Genomic DNA, 23,406 nt, shown 5'->3' on the forward strand with positions numbered 1-23,406 from the left:
AATTACGCGCAAACTATGTTCATCTTCCGACTCCTGCTTAAGAACGCCTTTCGCCACAAACTGCGCACCCTGTTGACCATGGTCGGTCTGATCGTGGCAATTTGTGCGTTTGGGTTACTGCGGACGATTATCGATGCGTGGTATGCGGGTGTTGATGGTACTTCCAGCGTGCGCTTGATTACGCGCAATTCGATTTCATTGACCTTCCCTTTACCACTTAGCTACAGCGAACGTCTGCGAAATGTAGAGGGCGTGACTGGAGTCAGCTGGTCGAATTGGTTTGGTGGCATCTACATCACCGAGCGTAATTTCTTTCCCCAGTTTGCGGTTGAACCTGCCAGTTATTTAGCGCTGTACCCGGAATATGTATTAAAAGAAGAAGAAAAGAAAGCCTTTATCTTGGACCGACAAGGCGCGATTGTTGGGCGAAAATTGGCGAACCAATATGGCTGGAAAATCGGTGACCAGATTCCCATTCGCGGCACGATATTTCCGGGCACCTGGATATTTACGCTACGCGGCATCTGGGATGGCGTCGACGCCAAGACCGATGAATCTCAGCTCCTCTTTCATTGGCAACTACTCGCGGAATCAAATCGAAAACGCCTAAAGCGCAGTGCCGACTATGTCGGTGTTTATGTGGTGCGGATCAACGAGCCGGATAACGCGCCAATTGTGTCTGAGCGTATTGATGCCCTGTTTAAAAATTCGCTAGGTGAAACCCTGACCGAAACGGAAAAGGCTTTTCAGCTCGGTTTTGTTTCCATGAGTGAAGCAATTTTGGTCGCAGTCAATGCAGTTAGCTTTGTCATCATCATTATCATCATGGCGGTGATGGCCAATACCATGACCATGACGGCACGCGAACGCCTGGCCGAATACGCAACCTTAAAGGCTTTGGGGTTTTCTCCCGGGTTTGTCGTCAAACTCCTGTTTGGTGAGAGCTTGGTCATCGCCTTAATCGGCGGTGGGACGGGTCTATTATTAACCTTACCCATTGCCGCCGCCTTTGCTAAATCAGTGGGCACGCTGTTTCCGGCATTCAGAGTTTCCGATACGACGATGGCGCTGCAATTATTGGCCAGCGTCATTGTCGGCGTGATTGCAGCGGCCTGGCCAGCATGGAAGATGAGCCGCATCAATATCGTTAATGGATTGAGGCACGTTGCATGAAGGCTATTCCATTCTCTTATGTTGCGCGCAATTTGTGGGTCAGAAGGGTCACCACTCTACTCACTGCTGGCGGCATGGCCTTAGTCATTTTCGTCTTCACCGTCGTATTAATGATGAGTGAAGGAATACGGGCGACTTTAGTCGCTACTGGGCAAGCCGATAATATTTTGGTGCTACGCAAAGGCGCTGGTGCTGAGATCAATAGCGGTATCACACGGGATCAAGCCGCGATCATTGCCAACCTTCCCGGCATTGCGACCAATCGGCAAGGCTTGCCTTTGGTCAGCAAAGAGCCCGTCGTCTTAAATAACCTACCTAAGCGCAGCAATGGCAAACCCAGCAATGTCACAGTTCGCGGCACATCAGAATTAGGATTAGAACTACGGCCACAAGTAAAAATGGTGCAAGGCAGAATGTTTCGACCCGGTACTTCAGAGATCATTGCCGGACGTTCGATTGCGCAAGGTTTTCGCGGTACCAGCCTCGGTGAAACTTTACGCTTTGCGCAAAGAGACTGGGTGGTCGTCGGTATTTTTGATTCGGGCAAAACCGGTTTTGATAGTGAAATTTGGGGCGACAATGAACAAATGATGGCGGCCTTCCGTCGCAATGCTTATTCCACCATCGTTTTTCGCCTGAGTGATGCCGCGGCTGCCGAGACTTTACAAAAAGCCATAAGCAATGATCCGCGCCTACAAATTGATGCCAAACCGGAAGTGCAATTTTATGCGGAGCAAAGTGAAGCCTTGACCACTTTTATCCGCATTCTGGGGCTGAGTTTGTCGATCATTTTTTCGATCGGCGCGATCGTCGGCGCGATGATTACGATGTTTGCCGCAGTCGCGCAACGCATAGGTGAAATCGGAAGTCTACGGGCATTGGGGTTCCGCCGTAGTGCTGTGCTCGTTGCTTTCTTAGCCGAATCTCTGTTGCTATCCCTAGTGGGTGGTGTTATCGGCCTATTCGCTGCCTCTTGGATGCAAACTGTCGATATTTCCACGACCAACTTCCAAACCTTTAGCGAATTAGCATTTCAATTCAAAATGACGCCGACCATCATATTGCAAACCTTGTTGTTTGCACTAGGCATGGGTTTTATTGGCGGCTTCATTCCTGCCTGGCGCGCCGCCAGAATGAAGATCGTTGATTGCTTGCGTGAATCTTAAAATTGGTTTTAAAGAATTGTAAGTAGGCGTAAAAGCCTTCGCCAAGTCTTATCCCATTCACTAAAATGAGGCTTAGTGTCAGTTTAAACAAACCCACAGCAAGTTCAAAGCAAGCGAAGGTCAAGCTCGAATCAGCCTACAGCTAAGTCCAAACCAAATCTAAATTATTTTTTGTTTTTGTAAATTTTTGTGACATCCAAAACCGCCCTTGCCGCGTTAAGTCATGACAGGTACCGCAAATCTCTCTTTCAATTTATTCAAATGTCCGAAAGAAACATCATGAATATGCTTCGTCCCAGCAAAACAATTTTCCATTTATCGGCTTTAGCATTGAGTTCACTCATGCTAGCAAATCCAGTATGGGCTCAAAGCCCGCCTCCAGGAAGCCAGACCAACAACGAGCAAAATACCGATCAATATGAGCCACCTGGTCGGATTGCCCGAGTTGGTTACGCTTTCGGCAGTATCAGTTTCGCTGATGCAGGCAGCAATATCTGGGGTCCATTAATTGCCAATCGGCCAATCTCTAGTGGTGACAGCGTGTTTGTAGCGGATAACGGTCGTGCAGAATTACAAGTCGGCGCCAATGCTTTACGTTTGCAAGAACACACCCGCATCAGCTTTATCAGCCTAACGGATGACAATACGCAAATTCAGGTATCGCAAGGCACGGTTGTGATGCGCGTCCGTGCCATGCAAGAGCACGAAAATATTGAGGTGAACACACCTAATTTACGTTTGTCCATCCGAGAACCCGGCGAATACCGGATTAATGTGAACGATGACAATACGACGACCGTGATCGTGCGTCATGGCTTGGGCGTTGCGCAAGGTGAGCGCGATGTGGTGAGTTTGCGCGCAGGGGAACAAACTCGCTTTGCTGGCACCAATCTGAATCACACACAAATTGTGCGCGTCCCGCCATTTGATACTTTCGATCAATGGGCGGCGGATCGCGATCGCGCAGAGGAAAATTCTCTTTCCGCACGATTCGTTCCACGCGAGATGGTCGGCTATCAACAATTAGACGAATATGGTGCTTGGGAAACGCATATGGAATACGGTGCGATCTGGTATCCACGTGGCATTTCGGTTGGCTGGGCTCCCTACCGCGATGGTCAATGGGTTTGGGTAGCACCTTGGGGTTGGACGTGGGTAGATCGTTCACCTTGGGGTTTTGCACCATATCACTATGGTCGCTGGGCGTTTGTCGGTAAACGCTGGGGTTGGTTACCTGGCCGCTTTGAACGTCATCAGCGTCCAGTGTATGCGCCTGCTTTAGTTGCTTTTGTCGGCGTTGGAAGTGGTGGCATTAATGCTGGTATCAACATACAAAGCCGCAACAGCTTTGGGCCATCGGTTGCTTGGTTCCCACTTGGGCCCGGCGAAGTCTATCGTCCCTATTACACACGCAATACTCGCTACATTCAAAATCTGAATCAGACGGTGATCATCAACAAAACGACGGTGATCAATCGAGGTGGCCGGAATGAGCGCAATCAGTTTGATAACGATCATCATGCCTATCGCAACCAGTTTGTACACAACGCCGTCACTTCCGTACCGACTCAAACTTTTATTCGCGGCGAGCATGTATTTCCTGCTTCGTCCTCCATCAAACCAGCCGATGCAAAAAATATGCGAGTGCATGATGAAGGACCAAACTTAACACCCGATCGGAATAATCGTTTTGGCGATGCGCGTCCACGCAATTGGCAGGAGAATGATCAATTCCGTGGGCGCTCGGTGGTGAACAGTGCCAATCGCAATGAATCGATTCAAGCAAGCGACGGAACATCAAATAATCGCCCGACTACGATGCCGAATCAAGTAACGAACTCACGTGCGAACAATAGCAGTTTAAATAGCCCCACGAATGATCGCTACAACGGCAATCCTAGTCGCTTCGACAGACCGGCTCAAATCGAATCACGTAATGTGGTGAATAACATACCTGCGCAAGCTACACAATCTCCACAGCCAGTACAAACGCCAGTTCCCGTGACGAATTCTTCTGGTATCCGCACGACAGAAGAGATGAATGCAGACCGGACTCGTGATCGAAATGAAAATCGGATTCGTACTGAACGTTTTGATCCTACAAACCAAGTACAACGTGAGCGCGCTATCGAGCGTACAAACGACCGACCAATTGAGCGTACGAATGAGCGCACCATCGAGCGTAGCATCGAGCGCTCGGATGACTCAAGTCGTGCCGCGATCAATCAGCCACGACAAGATCCGATACGCGAGTACCGTACTATGCCTGTTCCATCGAATACGTCAGCTAGCCCAAACCCCGCGATGCCTGTTAGCCGTCCTGTAGAAACGATGAACGAACGTAATGTGGATCGCCGTTCTGAACGTGGTTTTGAACGCCCTGAGCGGGCTGAACGTGTAGCAGAACGTCAAGTTGAACGTCCACAAGCGCAACAACGCGAAATGCCGCAACCACGTCAAGAAGTCAGAGCGGCTGAACCGCGATTTGTTGCACCGGAAGTCAGACGTGAGGCAGCACAGCCTTTTAAGGTTGAACGGCAAGAACGTGAAAAAAGCTCGGAAAATAAGAAAGAAAATAGAAAAGAGAACAATGAGCGATAGATTGTCGGCGTGATCGCCGACTCAATGAAAAAGGGACTCAGCAAATATCACTGAGTCCCTTTTTTTATGTCTTGAAAATTACAAGATCACACTGAAGCGACCAACTAATCAATATTTCGCAGCCTGTCCGTTCGCTGGCGTTGCTTTCTTGATGAATTCTCGAATGTGTTCATTTGAACTAGCCAAATCTTCTGAGCGCAAATACATCATGTGTCCACTACGATAGCCTTTGAATTCCATGCGATCTTTCATCTTGCCGCTAGGATCAATCTGCCACATCGTATATTTCGCATCAAAATAATTCGTTGCGCCGTCATAGTAACCAGACTGCACCATCAAGCGCATATACGGATTTTCAGCCATCGCCAGACGTAAGTTGTCACCGGTACGATCGTTGCTGTTGTCCCAAGGATGCACTGGGCCAAACATGTTGTACTTCACATCGGTTTTGTATTTCAACACGTCACGCAAATAGTGGTTGATCGCTGGTGTAAAAGAATGCAGCCAGGAAGTCAGCTCCGCGTTGTAATCAGGACCAGTGCCTGCATCCATACGGTCGATACCGAGATAACGCGAATCAAGACGGCCGACGGTTTGGCCACGTCCACGCAAGAGCTCCTTCCAGAAGAAGGACGGTGGCATCGCCAAATTATGTTGCATGATCGCAGTTTCGGACACACCCGCATAACGCGCGACTTTTGCCGCGATGTGTTGTCTTTGTACCGGATCAATAAATCCCCCTTTAGACAAGGCGGGAATGAATTCATTCAAGGTGAAATTTTCAACTTCTGGCAACAAATCATTCAGATCGCGCTTTTGCAAATCGGCTGGCAACACTTTATGATGCCATGCAGTCGCAGTATAGTAAGGCAAGCTCAACGCATCATTCACTGGCCCCTCGCGCTTGATACCCAAGCCCGTTGGTGACACCAAAATCACGCCATTCAAATACATCCAATGATTGTTTTGCAGCTCCTTCGCCAAGCCAGAAACACGTGCAGTTCCATAGCTTTCACCGATCAGATACTTCGGCGAATTCCAACGGCTACTACGTGAAACAAAGGTATTGAGCCACTCTGCCAAATACGCAATATCGGCATTCACACCAAAGAATTGCGCACGATCGGCTTTGGGATCGAGGATGCGTGAAAAGCCAGTATTTACCGGATCAATGTACACAATATCGGCGACATCTAAAATTGAATGCGGATTATCGCGCACACCGTAAGGCTGCACTGGGTAGCCTTCATCGTCGATATTCAACATTTTGGGACCGGTATAAGCCACATGCATCCACACTGATGCAGAACCTGGACCGCCATTAAAAGAAATCACCAAAGGACGTTTGTCTTTATTGCTGACATCGCTACGCTGATAGTATGTGTAGAACAAAGACGCGATGACTTTCCCGTCTTTATCCCACACTGGTTGTGTACCCGCTGTTGCTTTGTAAGGCACTATTTTGCCTTTGATCGTCACTTGACCGGTAGAATGTACTGCCGATTCCGCCGGCAATACGCGTTCATTTTGTGCTGCAACCGCTTTTGCTTTTTCAGGCACAGCACCGCTTGCCGCTGGACTCGCGGGAGCGCTAGCCTCTTGCGCGTAGGCATTCGCAACACAAAGTGTCATGCTGGCGAGTAGTAATTTTGTTATCTTCATAGTCTCGGTATTCCCTTGTGGTTGTTTTGCTTGTTAGCTTGTTATATTGGGCAAAGATGTCTAGATGCACATGCGACTACAAACATCTAGAGCGCAGATTCCAAGGGCATTTTTAATGAATTTAATTCAACTAAATTTCACATCGCCGCAATCAGAATCTTGTAATTGGAAGTCAAATCTTTTGATTAGTTCCCTGCGACAAGTACAAATTCGAAATCGTCTCTGCAAATGCCTTGAGGAAGATGCAAATTTCGTTTGATGGATGACTATCGGTATAATCTTAAAACCAAGCCAATGGCAATTATTCCGCACATTTTCATAAAAACATTCAAGAGGAAATACTCAGATGAGCAACGATACCGATATTCAAATTTGCGGCAGTTTTAAGGCTATTGACGCCAATGCTAAAGAGCACAGCATCAAAGGCATACGTATCTACGATGAAGGTTATGGCATTATCGATGTCTTTGTTGATTTTGTGGCGGCGATGGAAGCGGGTAGTTTTCGCGACAAAGTGTTGATTCAACAAATCATGAAGCAATTACACGCGGTAGGCTATGTTGGTCCAGACTTTGAAGCGACTGACCCCACTTTGCAAGAACGAAAAATGATCGTGCTGGAAGCGCCCGAAGAATTCTGTCAATTCGCCAAAACTAAGGGATGGAAAAATTTAGCGGAAGAATTTGAATAGACTGCTATCAACTTAAGTCCACTTCAAAATGAAAAAAGCGCAGAAAAAATCTACGCTTTTTTGAACTACCACAACTACCTTTATCTTCATTGCCTTTATCTTCACTACCATTATCTTTCAGTGACATAGATCCGTTCTTAAGCCCTATTGATCAATGTCACCACGCAGCTTAAGTAGGATCAACCACGCCCATCGCTATCATTCGTAGTGCCGTCAAGCTTGGGATGAAGAAGTATTCACCACCACGCGTTTCCACCAGACGTGGAATTTTACTCAAAAAATATGGTGTCTGATCACTATTGGGATCAACCTGCAATACTGCTTTGCTCGGAAACTTTTCGTCGGCGCTATGATTGCCGAGTAAGATTTCTTTATCGCTACCGGCCTGAAAATCATTCCCGTAATTGATCCATTGTTGCTGGACAAATTCAAACTGCCGATTAATATCAGCATTGAGCATCATGATGATAATGCCGTGATTGCCATCGTCACGCGTACGATCTTTGACTTGACCATACGGCAATCCGCGCCGCAATAAACGACGACGATTAACCAAGGCACCCGGTGTATCAAATGCACCTTCATTAAAAATCATACTACCCGGTTTTGGCCCCTTGATCATCTCTAACGAAGCGCGGGGATTAATCCGGCGGATATGCGAGCTAAACGGACATTTAGCGCCACTCATATCGTCGTCGTAAGTAAAGGCGCACAGCAACTTATCTTTACCATCCTTATCCGAACCCATCAACGCCATATCAAATTTGGCCTTACTTTCAGCATCTGGCGCTTTTACCAAAGGCGCGCCATTATCACGCCAACGTCCAACAAATTTCGCGGCAAGCAATTCTTTACCACCCGGGTATTTTTTACCGTGTTCATCTAGATAGGCGTCAAAAGTCGCGACGTTTTCATGCAATTTACGATACACCATATAGGTACCGTTTCGCGACAGCAAGACTGGCTGTGGTGCAGGTGGATATTCGTGCGCCTCGTCAATGTGACCAAGTAAAAATTCACCTGTCGCAAGTGGCGCCCACGAACCATCTTCCATTTGCTTACCACGCCCTTCCACATTCAGATCATAACTCGGCGTTCCTTCAAAAACTGGATCGCTGATGCCGTCGGTATATCCAAAATGTTCTTTCGAGGTTGGTTTGCCATCTTCCATCACCACGTTTACATCCTGATAGTCGAGCAGTACCCCATCGTCACCCCGATTCCCGCCGAGGATGACGACACCATCTTTGTGCTCGGCAACCAGTGCTTTTAACCATGCATAACTCTCTTCCAATAAAGTCGGCAATCGGGCATTGAGTGAAATAAAAATGTGCACATCTTGCTCACGCGTTTTACGATTCCCCACCCAAATTGGATCCCAGTTTTCCGGTGAGCTGGGGCCATCGTCCCCCAAAATATCACGTCGGTCTTTCATACCGGCGACAAACTCGTGTGAGAAGCCAATTAAAGAGGAACGTGGTAAATCAAGTTCTTTCAACCCTTGATAGGCAAAGGCAATATTCACCGTCCAATTCGGTTGCTTTATTTGTCCAGGACCATCGCCCCACTCCACCGAACTGGTCACGCGCTTAGTCACAGCACCAACAAAGTCGCGTGCGATTTGAGATTCGCGAATATTCAGAAACACATAACGGGCAACGGGATATCCAAAGCGTCCATACGCACGAATCACATTCCCTTGGATATCAGTCAGATCTAATTGTTTAGTCACAGAATCACCTATTTAAATTCGATATTTACCAGCAGCCCAAGTTGGCGCGGTCAGATTAGTTGGCGCAACGCGCTGCATGAATGCCTGAAGATTAACCTTGATATGCGAGGCATCTAGCCCTTGATTATCAATCACAAATTTGGCTAATTCCTGCTTCAAATACAATGCCTTTAATTGCTCAGGCAATGACTCATCGTTTGAACCGTTGAAAAATAGAGACGCTTCCATCTGACATTGCTTCATATAGCAAATAAAAGTTTCCGCATCTTTCACTTTTTCAAAACCGTAACAGTAATGCCAAAGTTCTTTAACACGATCACTAATCGCATTCCACATACCGCGCAAATAACCATCCAGATCAGCATTTTCACCACCGTGAAAATTGCAGGAAAACACCAGATAACGATTTTTCAAATGGTCTTCTTTGGGTACTGTATTGCGCCTGATAGAATCGGGTACAGCCGGTAAAAAATCACTAAACGTGTCCAGGGCACCACCAGTTGGTTGCGATTCTGTATACACGTCATCGAGCACAAAGAACCTGCACAAATAGGTTTGTGGGACCTTCGCCATCGGGCTGTTATTCTCGAAATTCCAATTTTGTAGATGGTCACGAATCACGTCAGCATAAGCAATTTCTTCTTGCGTGTACGCATTCTTAATTGGTGACAATATCGTTAAAGCATAAGCCTTGCCGCTGACATTACCGCCCATGTTGTTCCCCCTCAATTACCGTGATATTTTTCTCTTTCAAGGCCTGCTCTGCAATTTCTTTTTTCAGGCGACCATCGTGCCAACGCTCACGACGTTGCACTTGATAAGCCGACATACTAATAATTGGCGTAGGATGCATATCTCCCAGATCGTGTTGCAAGCCACGTACGAGGGCGTTATATCGCTTCATGAAATCCTCATCACTCGCATCCAGCGCTTGCTTCTGAAAAGCGATCAGGGCATCTTTCACAGCTTTCGCGCTCTTCACATCATTCGACGCCGCCAGTGGATAGGCGTTGTAGTAATGCACCGTCTCAATTTGGTTGTAGCGAATGTAGTTGTGAAATGGGGTCAAGGGCACCGATTTAGGATAGCGGATGTTCCATTTCCAAAACAAATCAAGGCCGCCAGGTATGGCAAATGTGAATGAATCGACATACTGATCCCAGCTTCCATTGAAATTACTAAAGAACAGCATATACGAGTAATTCAATTGTTCTTTGGGTTGCTGTGGATCGAGGTGTGGAAACTTATCTTTACCAATAATTACCCAACGTGCGTAATGAATCAGCGACAAAGTAATCAAGCCGCGTAAGGTCGATGGCTTTTTTAGGGCGATCCAAAAAATCAATTTATTCAACCAGACTGTGTACCACCGAATTGGTGTAATCACATTCATGGCATAGGCTTTTCCAGCGATATTCGACATGCTTTTCCCCGTGCATAATGAGTTATATGAGTCAAAAGAGCTCACTTGATCTAGTTTTTTCGTCTATCCACTTACGCCAGACTTTTAAACTAGCAATGCCAAACTTCCATCGTATTTCACTCACAAGAAAAATAGTATTTTTACTTATGAATAGAGAAATATTTTGATGTTTTGAACTAGTAATGTCAATTAATACAAAACTTATTTTCGTATTCGTCGTATTTCTGACGAACACATTTTTGATAAGCAAAATGAATGCCATTTCGATCTTGTACCGTTTTATGCCACCAACAAAAAGATTCTGTTCAAACAATCCATGCACCAAAGATGGAAATTGACGCCCGCATCGTTACTACATTTTTTTGTAAAGGAGGCTTGACATCGCTAACAATTCATTTATGATGTCAAGTATACTTTACACCTCAAGTCAGATTCATAGGTGTAAATCAAAAATGAGAATATTGAGCAAATACGCTGGCTTCCACTCCGTAATTTCTGCTCAAAGAGTTCAAGCAAACTTCACCAATCATTAGCCAATTCATTGGCTAAAAAGGACGCACTTATGTTCAATAAAGATTTTTCTAAAAAAGATAAAGCCGATGCAAAAAAATATAGCCATGAATTAAGTCTGAGCATACTGACCTATATCATCGTGCTTTTTGTCTCAATTTACTTTGCAAAAAAAATGGAGGATGGCCTTGTCCGCACGCTGCTCGTACTCACGCCCACGATCCCCGCGCTCGGTACGTTTTGGGCGATCATTCGCCATTTTCAACGCCTAGATGAATATCTGCGCATTTGGCTACTAGAAGTGGTCGCGATCGCTGGTGGTATCACTGTTTTCTTCAGCTTTAGTTATGGCTTTCTGGAGGGAATAGGCTATCCAAAACTAAGTGGTTTTGTGATTTACGGCATCTTCATGGGCAGCTGGCTACTGATCACTTTGGTTCGCAAAACTCTTCTGGAGCGTGAATCATGAGAAATATCGTCAAGGAGTTACGCACAGAAAGGGAATGGAGCCAGGCGACCTTAGCGGATCACTTAGAAGTATCACGACAAACTGTGAATGCGATTGAAACTGGTCGTTATGATCCGAGCTTGCCACTCGCTTTTACGATTAGTAAATTATTCGGAAAACCAATAGAACACATCTTTTTTGTTGATTAGGCGAGATGTACCTTAATATCAATCGCAGACAAACTTACACGTAACCAGTGTTTAGGAGTGAAATTTACGCGTAACTAAGGATTCATTGTTCAACGAAAAGTTTGCGGACAAAAAAAATCCACCAAATTTATGGTGGATTTTTTCTAAGGAGTTCGGTTCGCAATATGAGTCGGCTCGTTGAGTCAGCTCGTCAAGTCAGCAAACTAAACCACAAATCAATTGGCAAACCTAACAAACGACCAAATAAACTAACGGCGATACTATTTATTATCACCGACAGCAATAAAACGATAAACGGTCGCCCCCAACACCGCACCAACTATGGGTGCCAGCCAGAACATCCATAACTGAGCGACTGCCCAATCGCCAACAAAAATCGCGACCGCTGTGCTACGTGCAGGGTTCACAGAAGTGTTCGTTACTGGAATACTGATCAAGTGAATCAAGGTCAAACATAATCCAATCGCAATCGGTGCGAAACCCGCAGGAGCACGTTTATCTGTCGCACCCAAAATCACGATCAGGAAAAACATCGTCAAAACAACTTCGATCAAAAATGCCGCCATCATTGAATAGCCGCCCGGAGAATGCATACCGTAGCCGTTCGATGCAAATCCTTTGCTGACATCAAATCCTGGTGCACCGCTGGCAATTAAATACAAAATCGCGCCAGCAGCGATACCGCCCGCGACTTGTGCCACGATATATGGCAGTAATTGATTTAGTGGGAAACGACCTCCGACCCACAACCCGACAGATACCGCCGGGTTTAAGTGACAACCAGAGATGTGACCAATTGCATAGGCCATCGTCAATACTGTCAAACCAAAAGCTAAGGATACGCCAACAAACCCAATACCGAGACCTGGAAAACCAGCAGCCAAAACCGCACTACCGCAACCACCAAAGACTAGCCAAAAAGTTCCAAAAAATTCTGCGCCATATTGCTTCATTATTTCCTCCATCATTGAAATTAACTGTTTATCGATCTTGATTCCCGATATGCCTATTCAGTCAAACATATTTAGAAATCAACAAACAACATCTTGGGGCGAGCTTGGATTTGGGTCAAGTAACATAAACTTGATTTAACATTAATTCGCTTTTCTTGGTTTCCTGACAATCACTTTATCCAAAAAATGATGTCCGTCAAGGGAACACTCTGGCATCTTCCTTTGTATTCGCCTTAGCCTGCAATTAACCTTAATCTTACTTCTGTTGCCCAGCGTCTAAAAATTATCAGCGCAAATCAAGTCGCGATAGCTGCATCAATTTCTACACCACGGCAAGTACGTTTTCATTTTGCAGTTTTTATTTTAAGAGAGAACTTTTATGTCACACGATTGCTCACGCCCAATTGGCGATGCAGGTATTTATGCTTTTGATGCACGCGGCGTTGCGAAGCGCTTCCGCCATGCTGCGATTTTTGGTGCTTTGGCCGCTTTGATGCCCGGTGAAACCATGCGTTTTTGCAATGATCACGACCCAATTCCTTTACTCCATCAAATCGGCGATCATTTTGGCGACAAAATCAAGATGGCATATATTTCACGTGAACCGGGTGAAATTGTGATTGATTTCTTAGTGGCTGCTTGAGATAAATTGAAGCAAAAAATTCAAATAAGAAAAAGCCAGTGGATTAACACACTGGCGATTTTTTGAAAATTAAATCATGATTTGCTGCTTACTCGCTAGCTTTTCGTTTTCACAAATCATCAACGCTTACTTCACCACACCACAAGAAACCCGGGCTCCACCACCGCCTAACATGGCCGGATGATCCGCATGGTTATCGCCACCAGCGTGGATCATAATTGAACGTCCCGCTAAATCACTCAGCTTTAATCTTGGCGCCAGGACTGCTTGCGTTGCCACGCCACTTTCATCAACATACAAAGGTGGCATATCACCAAGGTGTCCATCGCCCCACGGCGTACCATGAACATTGCTGCTAGCCGGATCATAATGGCCACCAGCGGCACCTGCAGCGACCATCTTGCCATCTTTTTCTTTAGGTTCACAACTACCAGCTTGATGAACGTGAAATCCATGCAGGCCTGGTTTCAGACCCTGCATCGCCGGTGTCAAAATCAAACCATATTTAGATTCAGTCACAGTCACTTTTCCAACACTGACACCAATTCCTTTTTCATCGACCAAATGCATAGGCACAACTAAATCAGCTGCCACGCTGGTGGCAGATACTAGCAACAACGTTAGCGTTAAACTTTTCATATTCTTCTCCCTGTTGATTGGATTAACATGCACAAATGAGAACAAATGGATCAATACCTACATTTAGGACGTAGCAAGACACGCTAACAGAAGCCTAAACCGTAAGCAAACAATTTCAATACCAGGGCTTTAACGAACACTTCATCAATCCGATTTCTCCACGTTTTCTAGAAAAAAATGGGAAGCAACTGAAATCTTTTATAAACCAAGTATCCACTTTCGCCTAGTTAGCAAGATGTTGGAGAGCCCTTCAACTCGACCACATTTCCTTCAGGATCAGCAATATAAATCGAAGGTCCTTCGCCCTCTGCTCCGTAGCGCGATTCTATGGGCCCCGCTTCTATGCGATGGACCAACAAATGTTGGCGGATACTTTGTTCATCGAAGGGCTCGACCCGCAGACACAAGTGATCAAGATTACGGCCTTCTTTGCCTGCGGCTGCACCGCCCAAACGGCCTAATTTTCCCGCAACTGGAATCAAATCAATCATAGAACGCCCCGCCCGCAATTGCACCAGACCGATATCATCTTGTCGACGTTCTATAGTGCAAGTAAGAACTTTGCAGTAAAAATGCAACATGCGATCGAGATCAACGACACGTAGGACTAAATGGTCAATTTCACGAATCGGTATCATCGTCATTTTTTCTTTGTTTTATTAGGCAACAGAAATCAATTTAGCACATTCATAGATATTTTTCGAAATACCAAACGACATCTCAATTAAGCTGTTTAGTCTTATAAGACCTTACTTGACGACTCGCACCGGAATCGGTACGTTGCACAATTCGATATGATTTGCCGCGAACTTATACCAGTCACCGCCACGATTTCTTTGCGCTTCTATCATTGCATGAAAACTCGTGGTATCGGTACGAAACACTTCTAACTTGGACCGCTCAACTTCAGGCACATCGGCAGCGAGGCGTACAGTCTTGATCGGGGTACGCTCTTCTGCTTTTTCGTAAAAGCCTAAAGCACCTGTGCCACGCGGTAAGCTGGAAAGTAGTTCTATGCCATACATCACGCGACCAACGACAGTGATATTTCTATCCAGATTGCGCGGCGCGTGGCCAGTCACTGCATACAAAGAACTGCCATTGCCGCTATCGGTTTCATTGCCACGTGCCACACCGATTGCACCATAACAATGCGTGAGCCAGGTGGTTTGTGTTTTGGGATCACGTGCGGCGGCAAAGCTATTTACATGTCCGACTTGCGGTGCATAGCCATCGACATCTGGCAATCGGGTAAACGCCGAACTCGTCTGATACTTGACCGTAAATTCGCCTTCCACCTTTTTCGCGGCATTCTTAAATTCGCGCTTTTCACTCGCATCACCCCATTGAGCAACATAGTTATCGTGCGAACGTATCATGGCTAAACCATCAAAGTAGCCCTCTTTGACTAAGGCTTTGATATTAGCCACATTCTTCGGTGCAAACTCGGGGGCCAGCTCAATCACGACGCGGCCTTTCTCCATTTCTAGATAGAGCGTATTTTCTGGATTCAAAGGACGCCAATCACTTGCTTGCGACGCTTTTAATACATCCGCCATGGTCGCTTTTGGCATTGGTGAAGACTTTGGCGAAGCTTTACCGACAGGCGCTTTGGTTTGCGCCACGACAAAACTTGAACTGACTGCTATTCCGGTTACCGCAACAGCAAGTGCAAATTGATTGACTAATTTCATGATGAGATTCTTTCCTATTAATTCAGTCATCCGCTACCTAAAGAAGGCGCAATTTCGTAAGAAAATATTCCAAGGAAAAAGTTCCGCAACCTATTTACGGCGCCTTCTCGGGGTACATCACTATTTGTATGTAGTTATTTGTATCTAAGTAGATTTTGGCGGCTTCCTGAATATCTTTGGGTGTCAAATGTTTGACGCGGTCTTCGTATGTAAAAATGTGAGCAGGATCTTCATGATGCTGTAGCGAGCTGCTTAATATCGATAACCAGAAATTATTCGTCTTCAAATCTTCTTTACGATTTTTCAGCCAATTCTCTTTGACCTTATTAAGTTCATCTTCACTTACGGGCGTTGCCTTCATTTGAGCGATCAGGGCAAAACTGCTACGCAGTAATTTGTCGACGTGTTCAGGTCCGCTCGGCAAAGCCAATACGATGGAATAGCCTTGATACGGAATGAGTCTAGTCGAGGAAGTCACCCGCGGGCTATATACAGCGCCCAATTCTTCTCGCATTTTGGCAGTGAGACGCAGTTGCAGAACTTCTATCATGGCAGAAAAACGCATGCGTTCGGTGATACTCATCGTACGCTCGCCATGCATCTGCAAAGTCACCATGCTTTGCTGTTCTTTGCCAACATATACATCCTTCTTAATAATGCCGGAATACGGGCGTAAGCCGTGATCCTTCACACCTACTTCGATATCCGAGGTAGGCAAACTGGCAAGATAAGTGAGTAAAAGCGGCTTGATTTTTTCGACGTCAAAACTTCCGACCAAGAAGAACGTAAATCCTTTGGCGCTGGAAAATCGTGAGTGATAGATCGCCATCAAGCGGTCCAAATCGAGCTGCGCAATATGCTCTGGTTTGGCCAATACCGGGATGCGCGGATGTGCCGGATAAGTCGTCTGAATAAACTGTTCTTGAAACACAGCAAATGGCGATGCCATCTGATTACGCAAGGCATCTTGCTGCTTGCCGACGAAGGATTGAAACAAAGCAGGATCACGTCGCGGGGCGGTCATTGCCAGGTACATCACTTGCAACATCGTCTCTAAGTCAGCCCTATTGGAAGAGCCAGCAACCCCCTCTGAATTCTCACCAAAATTGGTTGAGACGCTGGCGCTCTTTCCGGCCAGATATTTATTTAATTCTATCGGTGCAAGATCTTTGACACCCATCACTCCGACAACTGTCGTCGCATAACGCGCCTGCAAAAAATCCGCATCGGGAATCAATGCCGTTCCACCAGCACGAGTCGCGCTCAATAATATTTGATCACTTTGAAAATCGGTCGGCTTCAACACAACTTTGACGCCATTACTGAGTGTCCATTCGATAGTGCCTAAGGGAACATTTTTAACTTCACTGACAATACTTCCAGCTTGTGGCGGAGTATCAAATAAAGATTTGGTGACTTCTTTTTCTGTATAGGCGATCACCTCTTTTTGCTCTGCGTGTTTGACCATCGCCAGTAGTTGCTCGCTGCTTGGCAGCGTATGTTCAGGTTTATCCGTTCCTTGGTATACGATCAATTTCGGTGCCTGATTGATCAATACCGCTTTTGCAAATTGATTGATTTCATCCAAACTTATGCCATTCACGATCTCTTTGTGAAAAACGTATTCTGCATCGACGCCGGGAATAGCTTCACCTGCCAAGAAATTACGGATAAACTCCGCAGCCAATTCACCCGATTGCGCTTTGTCGCGCTCGTTGTAAGCATTTTCCAGACTACGTAAAGAGTTCGATTTGGCACGTGCAAACTCGCCCGGGCTGAATCCATACAGTGCAGCGCGCTTATTTTCTTGTAGTAAGGCCTCAATCGCTGCCTGCACACCGGCTTTGCCAATCGCAGCTGTAGAATTCAATTCGTAATAATCGGCCACTAAGGGATTAATCCCGCTACCGCCACCCAAGAATGGTGGTTCGGGTAATTGTGCTAATTCGCGCAAGCGATTACTCAGCATGACATTAAAAAAACTCTGTATGCGACGCTCACGATAGCTGCCAAACTTACCGTCATTCTTTTGCAGGTAGCGGGATTGTGAAATACTGACGGTAGAAAGATTCGCTTCCTTATCGGTTGCGATCACGACCTCCGCTATATTTTGTAAAAGAATTGTGGCGATCGGCCTGGTGCGCGGTTTCACCGGATTTTTCAAACCGGCAAAATTTTTCTCAATTAAGGTCTTGGTCTTAGCCGGATCAACATCGCCTACGACGACGACAGCCATTAAATCTGGACGATACCAATCGCGATAAAAGCGTTTGAGTGCATCGTAAGAAAAAGTCTTTAAGGTCGCCTCTTTGCCGATAGGTAACCGATCAGCATACAAAGATCCGTGCAAGATCTTAGGTAAAATTTGTTTCTGCAATCGGTCTGCTGCGCCTTTACCCAAACGCGCTTCTTCCAATACAACACCGCGTTCACGATCGATTTCAGCATGATCCAATTGCAAGCCATTTGCCCAGTCGACCAGAACCAACATTGCCTTGTTTAAATTTTCTGGTTTATCAGTAGGAATCGGCAAAATATAAACGGTTTCATCAAAGCTCGTGTAGGCATTTAAATCCGCACCAAATTTCACACCGATTGATTCCAAATAAGAAATCAGAGCGTTTTTATGAAAGTGTTTGCTGCCGTTAAATGCCATGTGCTCAGTGAAATGCGCAAGGCCGAGCTGATCTTCATCTTCCAAAATTGATCCCGCCTTGATCACCAAACGCAATTCGGCTTTTTGTTCGGGCTTGGTATTTTTCTGGATATAGTAAGTCAAGCCATTCGCCAACCGTCCTTTGCTTAATTTGGGCGAATATGGAATCAGATTCTGCGCGGCATAACTAGTCGCGTTAGTATTTACGGCCGTAGTCTGCGCAACAGCGCTTGAGAGAGGAATAAACGAGAGAGAAGACGACAAGCACACAACGGCGAAACGGGACAGCAATGCACGCATACAATTTCCACATAAATAAACAAGAATAGCGGGCAAATTACTCTCATTTTGCAAATAAAACAAATGCAATCGTTGTGAACCTAAGCCCTATCTGCAACAGATCAAGTTCTCGCTATGAAAATTGATATCCACGCGCTATAAATTTTCGTCAATGGGCCGAAAATGATATCGAAACGACCACCAAAAGAAAAGCATAGCAAGCGCAGAAAATGTCCAATAATCCTGCGGCGCGCCCCACCACCAGTGCTTATGCCAAAACACGTCTTGCGGATTAAAGCGTGCCCAGCCAAAAGCCGGATTGAGGATAAACCACAAAAAATCTTCCACAATCCAAAACAACATAATGCAGGCCAAAGCGCGCGCTTGCAGTTTCCAGCTCCAAGTTTGCAAGAAAAAAAATGGTAAATGAAAGATCATCGCGATGAACGGAAACATCCAGGCATGGTAGCCTGTCATGGCGCGTCCACCCCAAAAGATGTCAAGTAACCAGTGTTGCTCAACACGCCAGGTCGGCAAGCTAGTCGCCCAACCTGCCCCACCTTCGATCTGTATTTCAACCTCGGCAAAAAACACCGCCATCACACTGACCCACACTATTGTCAGCAGCAGGCCTTTCCAATTGAATGCGTGACCGATGGCATGGCTGACGCCGCTGCTAAGTTTTCTGCCAACTTCGTCACCAAGTTCCTTGCGGAGATTCCCACCGTTCTGCATGAATTTTCCTTCTTAGTTAATCCGCATTATGACAAGTGCCCACTCACAATTTCAAATACCGATTGCGCCGCGTATGGCTGCCCAAGGCTTCTTGCCTGTTCTCGCATATGATGAAGTCGCGATGGATGTGCAATCAATTCTCTGATGCGAAATTCCAACGCCAGACTATCGATCGCCTTAAGCGCCGCGCCCTGTTCCATCACGTAATCTGCATTGCGTTCTTCTTGTCCGGGTATCGGCGCATTCACTATCATGGGCAATGCCATTGCGAGACATTCTGAGGTCGTCAATCCACCCGGTTTTGTAATGATCAAATCTGCGCAAGCCATCAATCGTTCAACTTGTGACGTGAAACCAATAGGAAATAGGCGTTTCGGATAGGTCAGTGCCAGAGTCTGTAATGCTTGTAAAGCTTTTGTATTTTTTCCACTCAAGACAATTAATTGAAATGGAATCACATCGTCCGCCTGATCAAATCGCATCTGCAATAACTGCGCTGCTAACTGATCTAACTGGCCTAGACCCGCGCCACCAGCCATTAAGATGATGGTTAATTTTGTGGGGTCTACACCAAACTCCGCAGCACAAATTGCACGCGCCGGTGCTTGCGCAAAGACGGGCATGATGGGAATACCTGTGACGTGAATACGCTCGTCGGCTATGCCTTGGGAGCGCATACGAAATGCGACTTCTTGATTCGCTGCAAAATAGCCGGCCATGCCTTCATGTATCCACATTCTATGCAAATCAAAATCCGTGACCTGCACCCACACCGGACAAGGTAATTCTTGTCTGGCAATCAGGCGAGATAACATTTCCGCAGGTAAGAAATGCGTACAGATTATCGCATCCGCTTGAAAGGCTTGAATCTCACGTAACAGCTTTTTGGCATTCCACCGCTCTAATCCGCGCCGCCATTTTTCTATCGTACTATCGCGCTTCACTTCATTCGTAAAATTATACAAATAGCCCCACAGCGTCGGCGCATGATTCACTAGTTTGAGATAAAAATCGGTATAAATCTGACGAAATCCGCTGGTCACGTAATCCATCACATCCAGATGAATCACCGTGCTTGTGGGATCTGCGATGGCGGCGTAAGCGCGTATCGCCTCCGCTGCCCGCGCATGCCCAGCGCCTGCGGAAACACTTAAAAGAAGAATTTTTTTACCGGATGTTTGAGTATTGTCTGCCATAGTCGGCAGATTGTAGAGATGTTAGATGTCAGGATAGTGACAAAAAATAAGTACAAAAATAAGGATAAAAATAAGGATAAAACATGGACGATAAAATACAAATAAAAAACGCAGAGCTTTTCTCATCACTCTGCGTTTTTTCCAAAAAAATTCCGTCAAAGTTGGCGTTATCTGCCAACTCAACCAAGAGATTTATTTTTTCTCAAACACCAAATCCCACACACCATGGCCTAATTTCAAACCACGGTTTTCAAATTTAGTCACAGGACGATAATCCGGTCGTGGAGCATAGCCTTCTGCCGTGTTTTGCAAACTTGGCTCTGAGCCCAATACTTCTAACATTTGCACCGCATATTCTTCCCAATCGGTCGCGCAATGGATATAACCACCAGATCGAATGCGCGACGCTAATAAAGCGACTAATGGGCCTTGAATCAAACGACGTTTATTGTGTCGCGCTTTATGCCAAGGATCAGGGAAAAATACATGCACGCCAGCTAAGGATTCTGGCGCAATCATATTCGTCAACACTTCGTAGGCATCATGTTGAATAATGCGTTGATTTTGCAAGCCATCAGCTTCAACGAGTTTCAATAAATTGCCAACGCCCGGCGTATGCACTTCAACACCGATAAAATTCTTCTCAGGCATCAGGCCAGAAATTTTTGCACTCGTCTCACCCATACCAAAGCCGATTTCAAAAATCGTTGGCGCATGGCGCCCAAATGCCGTATCGATATCAAGAACGGCTTTTTGATAAGGGATCATGAATTTCGGTCCCAGATTCTCAATCGCTTTAGACTGTGCTTCTGACACGCGCCCAGCGCGAGTGACAAAGCTTCGAATCCGATATTCGGTTGGATCGTAAAACATTTGTTTACGTGGTTCGTCGCTTGACACTGGTGCATCACCATGAGGAGGTTGTTCTGTAGACATGAGTATAATTTGAAGAGCTAAAACAGGGATTAGTACACTGAGCCTTTGCTTGCGGCAAGTGCGAAGTGGCTAATTTCGGGAAGGCGCCATTTTACGTGGCTAACGCTCCAATTGGCAAATTCAGAGAACAAAAAAGGCCAAACCAGAAGCAGGTTTAGCCTTCATGATAAAAATCAATCTTATGTGCAATGAAGCAAGCTTATTTGTTGGCAGTAACTGCTTTTACATCATTTGTGGGAAAAACTCCTGCCAACACTTGCTTTTTAAACCAGTCATTAAGCATTTTTTCTTCATATTCAAACGACGTTCTGCCAGAGGGAATTCGAATTCGATGTAAGTAATCCATGTCACGCAATTCTTCTTTCGCCTGCGCAACCACCTCTTGCTGACCGTTCTTTAACTCATAACTGAAGTTCATACGCGGCCAGTAAATTTCACGCATGATACGAATCTGACTCACACTGAACGAAGCTCCAGGGCGAATATCGCCTGCCAGATCGATATCGCTGATATTGACCGTCAGTTGATAACCATCAGGTAATTTTTTCGCCAATGCCGCAAAAACGTCTTCAAATTCTTTCGTTAAGCGCTCACGGAAATGCTCTTTTGTTTCGTGTCCGGGATTAATTTCGGTAAAGTCATCTAATTTACCCCAGTTAACCTTCACTTCGCCCGCGGCTGCAAAATTTGAATAACAAGTCAACGCTAATAATGCAAAAAGGAATTTTTTCATGATGTCACCTCGCTTACAAGTTCAATTAACTTGCATTGTAGAGCAAAAAAAGTCGACAACAAGGCAAATTACATTTTCTTAATATTTTGAGACAAAATTGGACAAACTACGCTCAATGAATCTATCAAGCAGCATCGACAATCAGAATCGACAATTTTTTCTGCGCGAATAGAAAAAATGCCGCTCAACAAATTGCTGAGCGGCATCTTGATTTAATGATTGCCTAATTCTGGTTCTACACCACCAAGAATGAAAGGCGAAACATTAAAACTTATGACGAATACCAAAGTTGAACAGACGTGCAGTTGCACCGTTCAGGTCAGCCAAAGTCTTAACGGATTTTTCATTTTTTACGTTTGCAACAGAAGCGTACAAGTTCGTGCGCTTAGACAAATCGTAGGTATAACCTAAAGCGATACGATTTGAATTCGCATTTACACTAGTTTTAACGTTGGAATCTGTGTAACTGATGATGAAGGTGCTTGCGCCTTCTTTGATAGAACCACCAACAACATACAACTGTTCTTTGGTTTCTTTCAAGTTAGTCAAGCTGGTGGAGCCTTTGATTTCTTCGTACATCGCGTTCAATTTGATACCGTAGAAATCTTTACCCAAGTCGTAAGAAGCGCCAGCCAACAATTTTTCGCCGCCGATCGCTAAATTACCGTTAGCATCTTTCATTTGATCCCAAACGATGTTCGCGTTCAATGGACCATTGATGTAAGAAGCAGCAACGCTAGTCACGCGATTTGCTGTTGCATCGCCTGCTTTTTCGCCGAAACCATATTGTGCAGCAACAGAGAAACCACTGAAGCTATTGGATGTGTACGTTACAGAGTTATCACGAACATTATTGATCTTGAACATCAGATCTGTCTTACCCAACAAACCGTCCATGAATGGATCAATTTGTGCACCGTAGATGTAAGTCAAAGACTTATGGCGACCAAAGTTCACAGAACCGAAATCTTCACCAGACAAACCTACCCATGCGCCACGTGCGAACAACGCAGCATCATTTGCGCCTGTATCAGCTTTCAAACCCATTTCCAAATTGAAGTTTGCTTTTAAACCGCCACTCAACGCTTCAGTGCCTTTAAAACCCAGGCGTGAAGTGGAATTCAAACCACTATCCAAAGAAGTGAGCTTGCCTGCACCTGCATCTTTGTAAGCTACGCCAGCGTCAACGATACCGTAGACAGTGACAGATGTTTGCGCCATAGCAGCGCTGGAAAATGCACCTAATGTAGACAAAGCGGCCAGTGCAAGAATTGATTTTTTCATAGTTTTATTTCCTGAAAATTAAAAAATTGTTTTTTGCTGCAAC

General features: G+C 45.6%; 21 protein-coding genes. 7 read left to right on the plus strand and 14 right to left on the minus strand.

What is annotated here, in order from left to right; genetic code table 11:
• The first annotated feature begins 15 nt into the window (after positions 1 to 15).
• The 3 genes from ACO0KW_RS18945 to ACO0KW_RS18955 all read left to right on the plus strand — a co-directional run bounded on the left by ACO0KW_RS18945 (position 16) and on the right by ACO0KW_RS18955 (position 4,940).
• Complete coding sequence (locus ACO0KW_RS18945; RefSeq protein ID WP_423054923.1) at positions 16 to 1,173, plus strand: ABC transporter permease; 1,158 nt, start codon at positions 16 to 18, stop codon at positions 1,171 to 1,173.
• Positions 1,170 to 2,339 (plus strand): ABC transporter permease, encoded by a 1,170-nt coding sequence (locus ACO0KW_RS18950; RefSeq protein WP_423054924.1) that lies wholly within the window; start codon positions 1,170 to 1,172, stop codon positions 2,337 to 2,339. The genes ACO0KW_RS18945 and ACO0KW_RS18950 overlap by 4 nt, the downstream gene beginning before the upstream one ends.
• A 279-nt stretch (positions 2,340 to 2,618) precedes the next feature.
• Entirely contained in the window at positions 2,619 to 4,940 is a 2,322-nt protein-coding gene (locus ACO0KW_RS18955; RefSeq protein ID WP_423054925.1) for a DUF6600 domain-containing protein, read from the plus strand.
• Between the two features lie 108 nt (positions 4,941 to 5,048).
• On the opposite strand, the gene ACO0KW_RS18960 is transcribed toward ACO0KW_RS18955, so the two are convergent.
• On the minus strand, positions 5,049 to 6,602 hold the full coding sequence (locus ACO0KW_RS18960; RefSeq protein ID WP_423054926.1) for a S10 family peptidase: 1,554 nt from the start codon (positions 6,600 to 6,602) through the stop codon (positions 5,049 to 5,051).
• Between the two features lie 346 nt (positions 6,603 to 6,948).
• On the opposite strand from ACO0KW_RS18960, the gene ACO0KW_RS18965 reads away from it, so the two are divergent.
• Positions 6,949 to 7,293 (plus strand): hypothetical protein, encoded by a 345-nt coding sequence (locus ACO0KW_RS18965; RefSeq protein WP_423054927.1) that lies wholly within the window; start codon positions 6,949 to 6,951, stop codon positions 7,291 to 7,293.
• A gap of 169 nt (positions 7,294 to 7,462) precedes the next feature.
• On the opposite strand, the gene ACO0KW_RS18970 is transcribed toward ACO0KW_RS18965, so the two are convergent.
• The 3 genes from ACO0KW_RS18970 to ACO0KW_RS18980 are packed head-to-tail and all read right to left on the minus strand — an operon-like array spanning position 7,463 to position 10,448.
• A complete protein-coding gene (locus tag ACO0KW_RS18970) occupies positions 7,463 to 9,025 on the minus strand; it encodes a Dyp-type peroxidase (RefSeq protein WP_423054928.1) in 1,563 nt (520 codons plus the stop codon).
• A gap of 12 nt (positions 9,026 to 9,037) precedes the next feature.
• Positions 9,038 to 9,739 carry a hypothetical protein gene (locus ACO0KW_RS18975; RefSeq protein ID WP_423054929.1) on the minus strand — a complete coding sequence of 234 codons (702 nt, stop codon included), beginning with the start codon at positions 9,737 to 9,739 and terminating at the stop codon, positions 9,038 to 9,040.
• The gene (locus ACO0KW_RS18980; RefSeq protein WP_423054930.1) at positions 9,729 to 10,448 is read right to left on the minus strand and encodes a hypothetical protein; all 720 of its coding nucleotides are present in this window, start codon (positions 10,446 to 10,448) and stop codon (positions 9,729 to 9,731) included. The genes ACO0KW_RS18975 and ACO0KW_RS18980 overlap by 11 nt, the downstream gene beginning before the upstream one ends.
• 562 nt (positions 10,449 to 11,010) lie before the next feature.
• Between ACO0KW_RS18980 and ACO0KW_RS18985 the strand changes: the two genes are divergently transcribed.
• Together ACO0KW_RS18985 and ACO0KW_RS18990 are read left to right on the plus strand one after the other, a co-directional pair.
• Positions 11,011 to 11,427 (plus strand): hypothetical protein, encoded by a 417-nt coding sequence (locus ACO0KW_RS18985; protein ID WP_423054931.1) that lies wholly within the window; start codon positions 11,011 to 11,013, stop codon positions 11,425 to 11,427.
• Positions 11,424 to 11,615 (plus strand): helix-turn-helix transcriptional regulator, encoded by a 192-nt coding sequence (locus ACO0KW_RS18990; RefSeq protein ID WP_423054932.1) that lies wholly within the window; start codon positions 11,424 to 11,426, stop codon positions 11,613 to 11,615. The genes ACO0KW_RS18985 and ACO0KW_RS18990 overlap by 4 nt, the downstream gene beginning before the upstream one ends.
• 260 nt (positions 11,616 to 11,875) lie before the next feature.
• Here the strand turns inward: ACO0KW_RS18990 and aqpZ are convergent, their stop codons facing one another.
• Positions 11,876 to 12,568 carry an aquaporin Z gene (gene aqpZ, locus ACO0KW_RS18995; protein ID WP_423054933.1) on the minus strand — a complete coding sequence of 231 codons (693 nt, stop codon included), beginning with the start codon at positions 12,566 to 12,568 and terminating at the stop codon, positions 11,876 to 11,878.
• Positions 12,569 to 12,947: 379 nt separating this feature from the next.
• On the opposite strand from aqpZ, the gene ACO0KW_RS19000 reads away from it, so the two are divergent.
• Positions 12,948 to 13,211 (plus strand): DUF2249 domain-containing protein, encoded by a 264-nt coding sequence (locus ACO0KW_RS19000; RefSeq protein ID WP_423054934.1) that lies wholly within the window; start codon positions 12,948 to 12,950, stop codon positions 13,209 to 13,211.
• A gap of 126 nt (positions 13,212 to 13,337) precedes the next feature.
• Here ACO0KW_RS19000 and sodC read toward each other — a convergent pair whose 3' ends face one another.
• The 9 genes from sodC to ACO0KW_RS19045 all read right to left on the minus strand — a co-directional run bounded on the left by sodC (position 13,338) and on the right by ACO0KW_RS19045 (position 23,363).
• Positions 13,338 to 13,850, minus strand: coding sequence for a superoxide dismutase [Cu-Zn] SodC (gene sodC, locus ACO0KW_RS19005; protein WP_423054935.1), 513 nt, complete (start codon positions 13,848 to 13,850; stop codon positions 13,338 to 13,340).
• 227 nt (positions 13,851 to 14,077) lie between these two features.
• Positions 14,078 to 14,488 carry a VOC family protein gene (locus ACO0KW_RS19010; protein ID WP_423054995.1) on the minus strand — a complete coding sequence of 137 codons (411 nt, stop codon included), beginning with the start codon at positions 14,486 to 14,488 and terminating at the stop codon, positions 14,078 to 14,080.
• Positions 14,489 to 14,599: 111 nt separating this feature from the next.
• Positions 14,600 to 15,544, minus strand: a complete 945-nt coding sequence (locus ACO0KW_RS19015; RefSeq protein ID WP_423054936.1) for a peptidylprolyl isomerase — start codon at positions 15,542 to 15,544, stop codon at positions 14,600 to 14,602.
• A gap of 94 nt (positions 15,545 to 15,638) precedes the next feature.
• Entirely contained in the window at positions 15,639 to 18,500 is a 2,862-nt protein-coding gene (locus ACO0KW_RS19020; protein ID WP_423054937.1) for a M16 family metallopeptidase, read from the minus strand.
• 135 nt (positions 18,501 to 18,635) lie between these two features.
• Complete coding sequence (locus ACO0KW_RS19025; protein WP_423054996.1) at positions 18,636 to 19,079, minus strand: hypothetical protein; 444 nt, start codon at positions 19,077 to 19,079, stop codon at positions 18,636 to 18,638.
• A gap of 161 nt (positions 19,080 to 19,240) precedes the next feature.
• Positions 19,241 to 20,410: an MGDG synthase family glycosyltransferase gene (locus ACO0KW_RS19030; protein WP_423054938.1), complete on the minus strand. Its 1,170-nt coding sequence runs from the start codon at positions 20,408 to 20,410 to the stop codon at positions 19,241 to 19,243.
• A gap of 192 nt (positions 20,411 to 20,602) precedes the next feature.
• Positions 20,603 to 21,283, minus strand: coding sequence for a tRNA (guanosine(46)-N7)-methyltransferase TrmB (gene trmB, locus ACO0KW_RS19035; protein ID WP_423054997.1), 681 nt, complete (start codon positions 21,281 to 21,283; stop codon positions 20,603 to 20,605).
• A 262-nt stretch (positions 21,284 to 21,545) separates the two neighbouring features.
• Entirely contained in the window at positions 21,546 to 22,079 is a 534-nt protein-coding gene (locus tag ACO0KW_RS19040; protein WP_423054939.1) for a DUF3016 domain-containing protein, read from the minus strand.
• Between the two features lie 264 nt (positions 22,080 to 22,343).
• Positions 22,344 to 23,363 (minus strand): porin, encoded by a 1,020-nt coding sequence (locus tag ACO0KW_RS19045; RefSeq protein ID WP_423054940.1) that lies wholly within the window; start codon positions 23,361 to 23,363, stop codon positions 22,344 to 22,346.
• Between the last annotated feature and the right edge of the window lie 43 nt (positions 23,364 to 23,406).

The sequence above is a fragment of the Undibacterium sp. Ji22W genome (genome assembly GCF_049340305.1).
GTDB lineage: Bacteria > Pseudomonadota > Gammaproteobacteria > Burkholderiales > Burkholderiaceae_D > Undibacterium.

What these genes read in the sequence shown, in the direction of transcription:
- ACO0KW_RS18955 (WP_423054925.1), top strand. Translation starts at nt 2,619, where the DNA reads ATGAATATGCTTCGTCCCAGCAAAACAATTTTCCATTTATCGGCTTTA.
- ACO0KW_RS19010 (WP_423054995.1), bottom strand. Translation starts at nt 14,488, where the DNA reads ATGATACCGATTCGTGAAATTGACCATTTAGTCCTACGTGTCGTTGAT.
- ACO0KW_RS18965 (WP_423054927.1), top strand. Translation starts at nt 6,949, where the DNA reads ATGAGCAACGATACCGATATTCAAATTTGCGGCAGTTTTAAGGCTATT.
- ACO0KW_RS18985 (WP_423054931.1), top strand. Translation starts at nt 11,011, where the DNA reads ATGTTCAATAAAGATTTTTCTAAAAAAGATAAAGCCGATGCAAAAAAA.
- ACO0KW_RS19015 (WP_423054936.1), bottom strand. Translation starts at nt 15,544, where the DNA reads ATGAAATTAGTCAATCAATTTGCACTTGCTGTTGCGGTAACCGGAATA.
- ACO0KW_RS19045 (WP_423054940.1), bottom strand. Translation starts at nt 23,363, where the DNA reads ATGAAAAAATCAATTCTTGCACTGGCCGCTTTGTCTACATTAGGTGCA.
- sodC (WP_423054935.1), bottom strand. Translation starts at nt 13,850, where the DNA reads ATGAAAAGTTTAACGCTAACGTTGTTGCTAGTATCTGCCACCAGCGTG.
- trmB (WP_423054997.1), bottom strand. Translation starts at nt 21,283, where the DNA reads ATGTTTTACGATCCAACCGAATATCGGATTCGAAGCTTTGTCACTCGC.
- ACO0KW_RS19025 (WP_423054996.1), bottom strand. Translation starts at nt 19,079, where the DNA reads ATGGCGGTGTTTTTTGCCGAGGTTGAAATACAGATCGAAGGTGGGGCA.
- ACO0KW_RS19030 (WP_423054938.1), bottom strand. Translation starts at nt 20,410, where the DNA reads ATGGCAGACAATACTCAAACATCCGGTAAAAAAATTCTTCTTTTAAGT.
- ACO0KW_RS19020 (WP_423054937.1), bottom strand. Translation starts at nt 18,500, where the DNA reads ATGCGTGCATTGCTGTCCCGTTTCGCCGTTGTGTGCTTGTCGTCTTCT.
- ACO0KW_RS19000 (WP_423054934.1), top strand. Translation starts at nt 12,948, where the DNA reads ATGTCACACGATTGCTCACGCCCAATTGGCGATGCAGGTATTTATGCT.
- ACO0KW_RS18945 (WP_423054923.1), top strand. Translation starts at nt 16, where the DNA reads ATGTTCATCTTCCGACTCCTGCTTAAGAACGCCTTTCGCCACAAACTG.
- ACO0KW_RS18980 (WP_423054930.1), bottom strand. Translation starts at nt 10,448, where the DNA reads ATGTCGAATATCGCTGGAAAAGCCTATGCCATGAATGTGATTACACCA.
- ACO0KW_RS18950 (WP_423054924.1), top strand. Translation starts at nt 1,170, where the DNA reads ATGAAGGCTATTCCATTCTCTTATGTTGCGCGCAATTTGTGGGTCAGA.
- aqpZ (WP_423054933.1), bottom strand. Translation starts at nt 12,568, where the DNA reads ATGAAGCAATATGGCGCAGAATTTTTTGGAACTTTTTGGCTAGTCTTT.
- ACO0KW_RS18960 (WP_423054926.1), bottom strand. Translation starts at nt 6,602, where the DNA reads ATGAAGATAACAAAATTACTACTCGCCAGCATGACACTTTGTGTTGCG.
- ACO0KW_RS18975 (WP_423054929.1), bottom strand. Translation starts at nt 9,739, where the DNA reads ATGGGCGGTAATGTCAGCGGCAAGGCTTATGCTTTAACGATATTGTCA.
- ACO0KW_RS18990 (WP_423054932.1), top strand. Translation starts at nt 11,424, where the DNA reads ATGAGAAATATCGTCAAGGAGTTACGCACAGAAAGGGAATGGAGCCAG.
- ACO0KW_RS19040 (WP_423054939.1), bottom strand. Translation starts at nt 22,079, where the DNA reads ATGAAAAAATTCCTTTTTGCATTATTAGCGTTGACTTGTTATTCAAAT.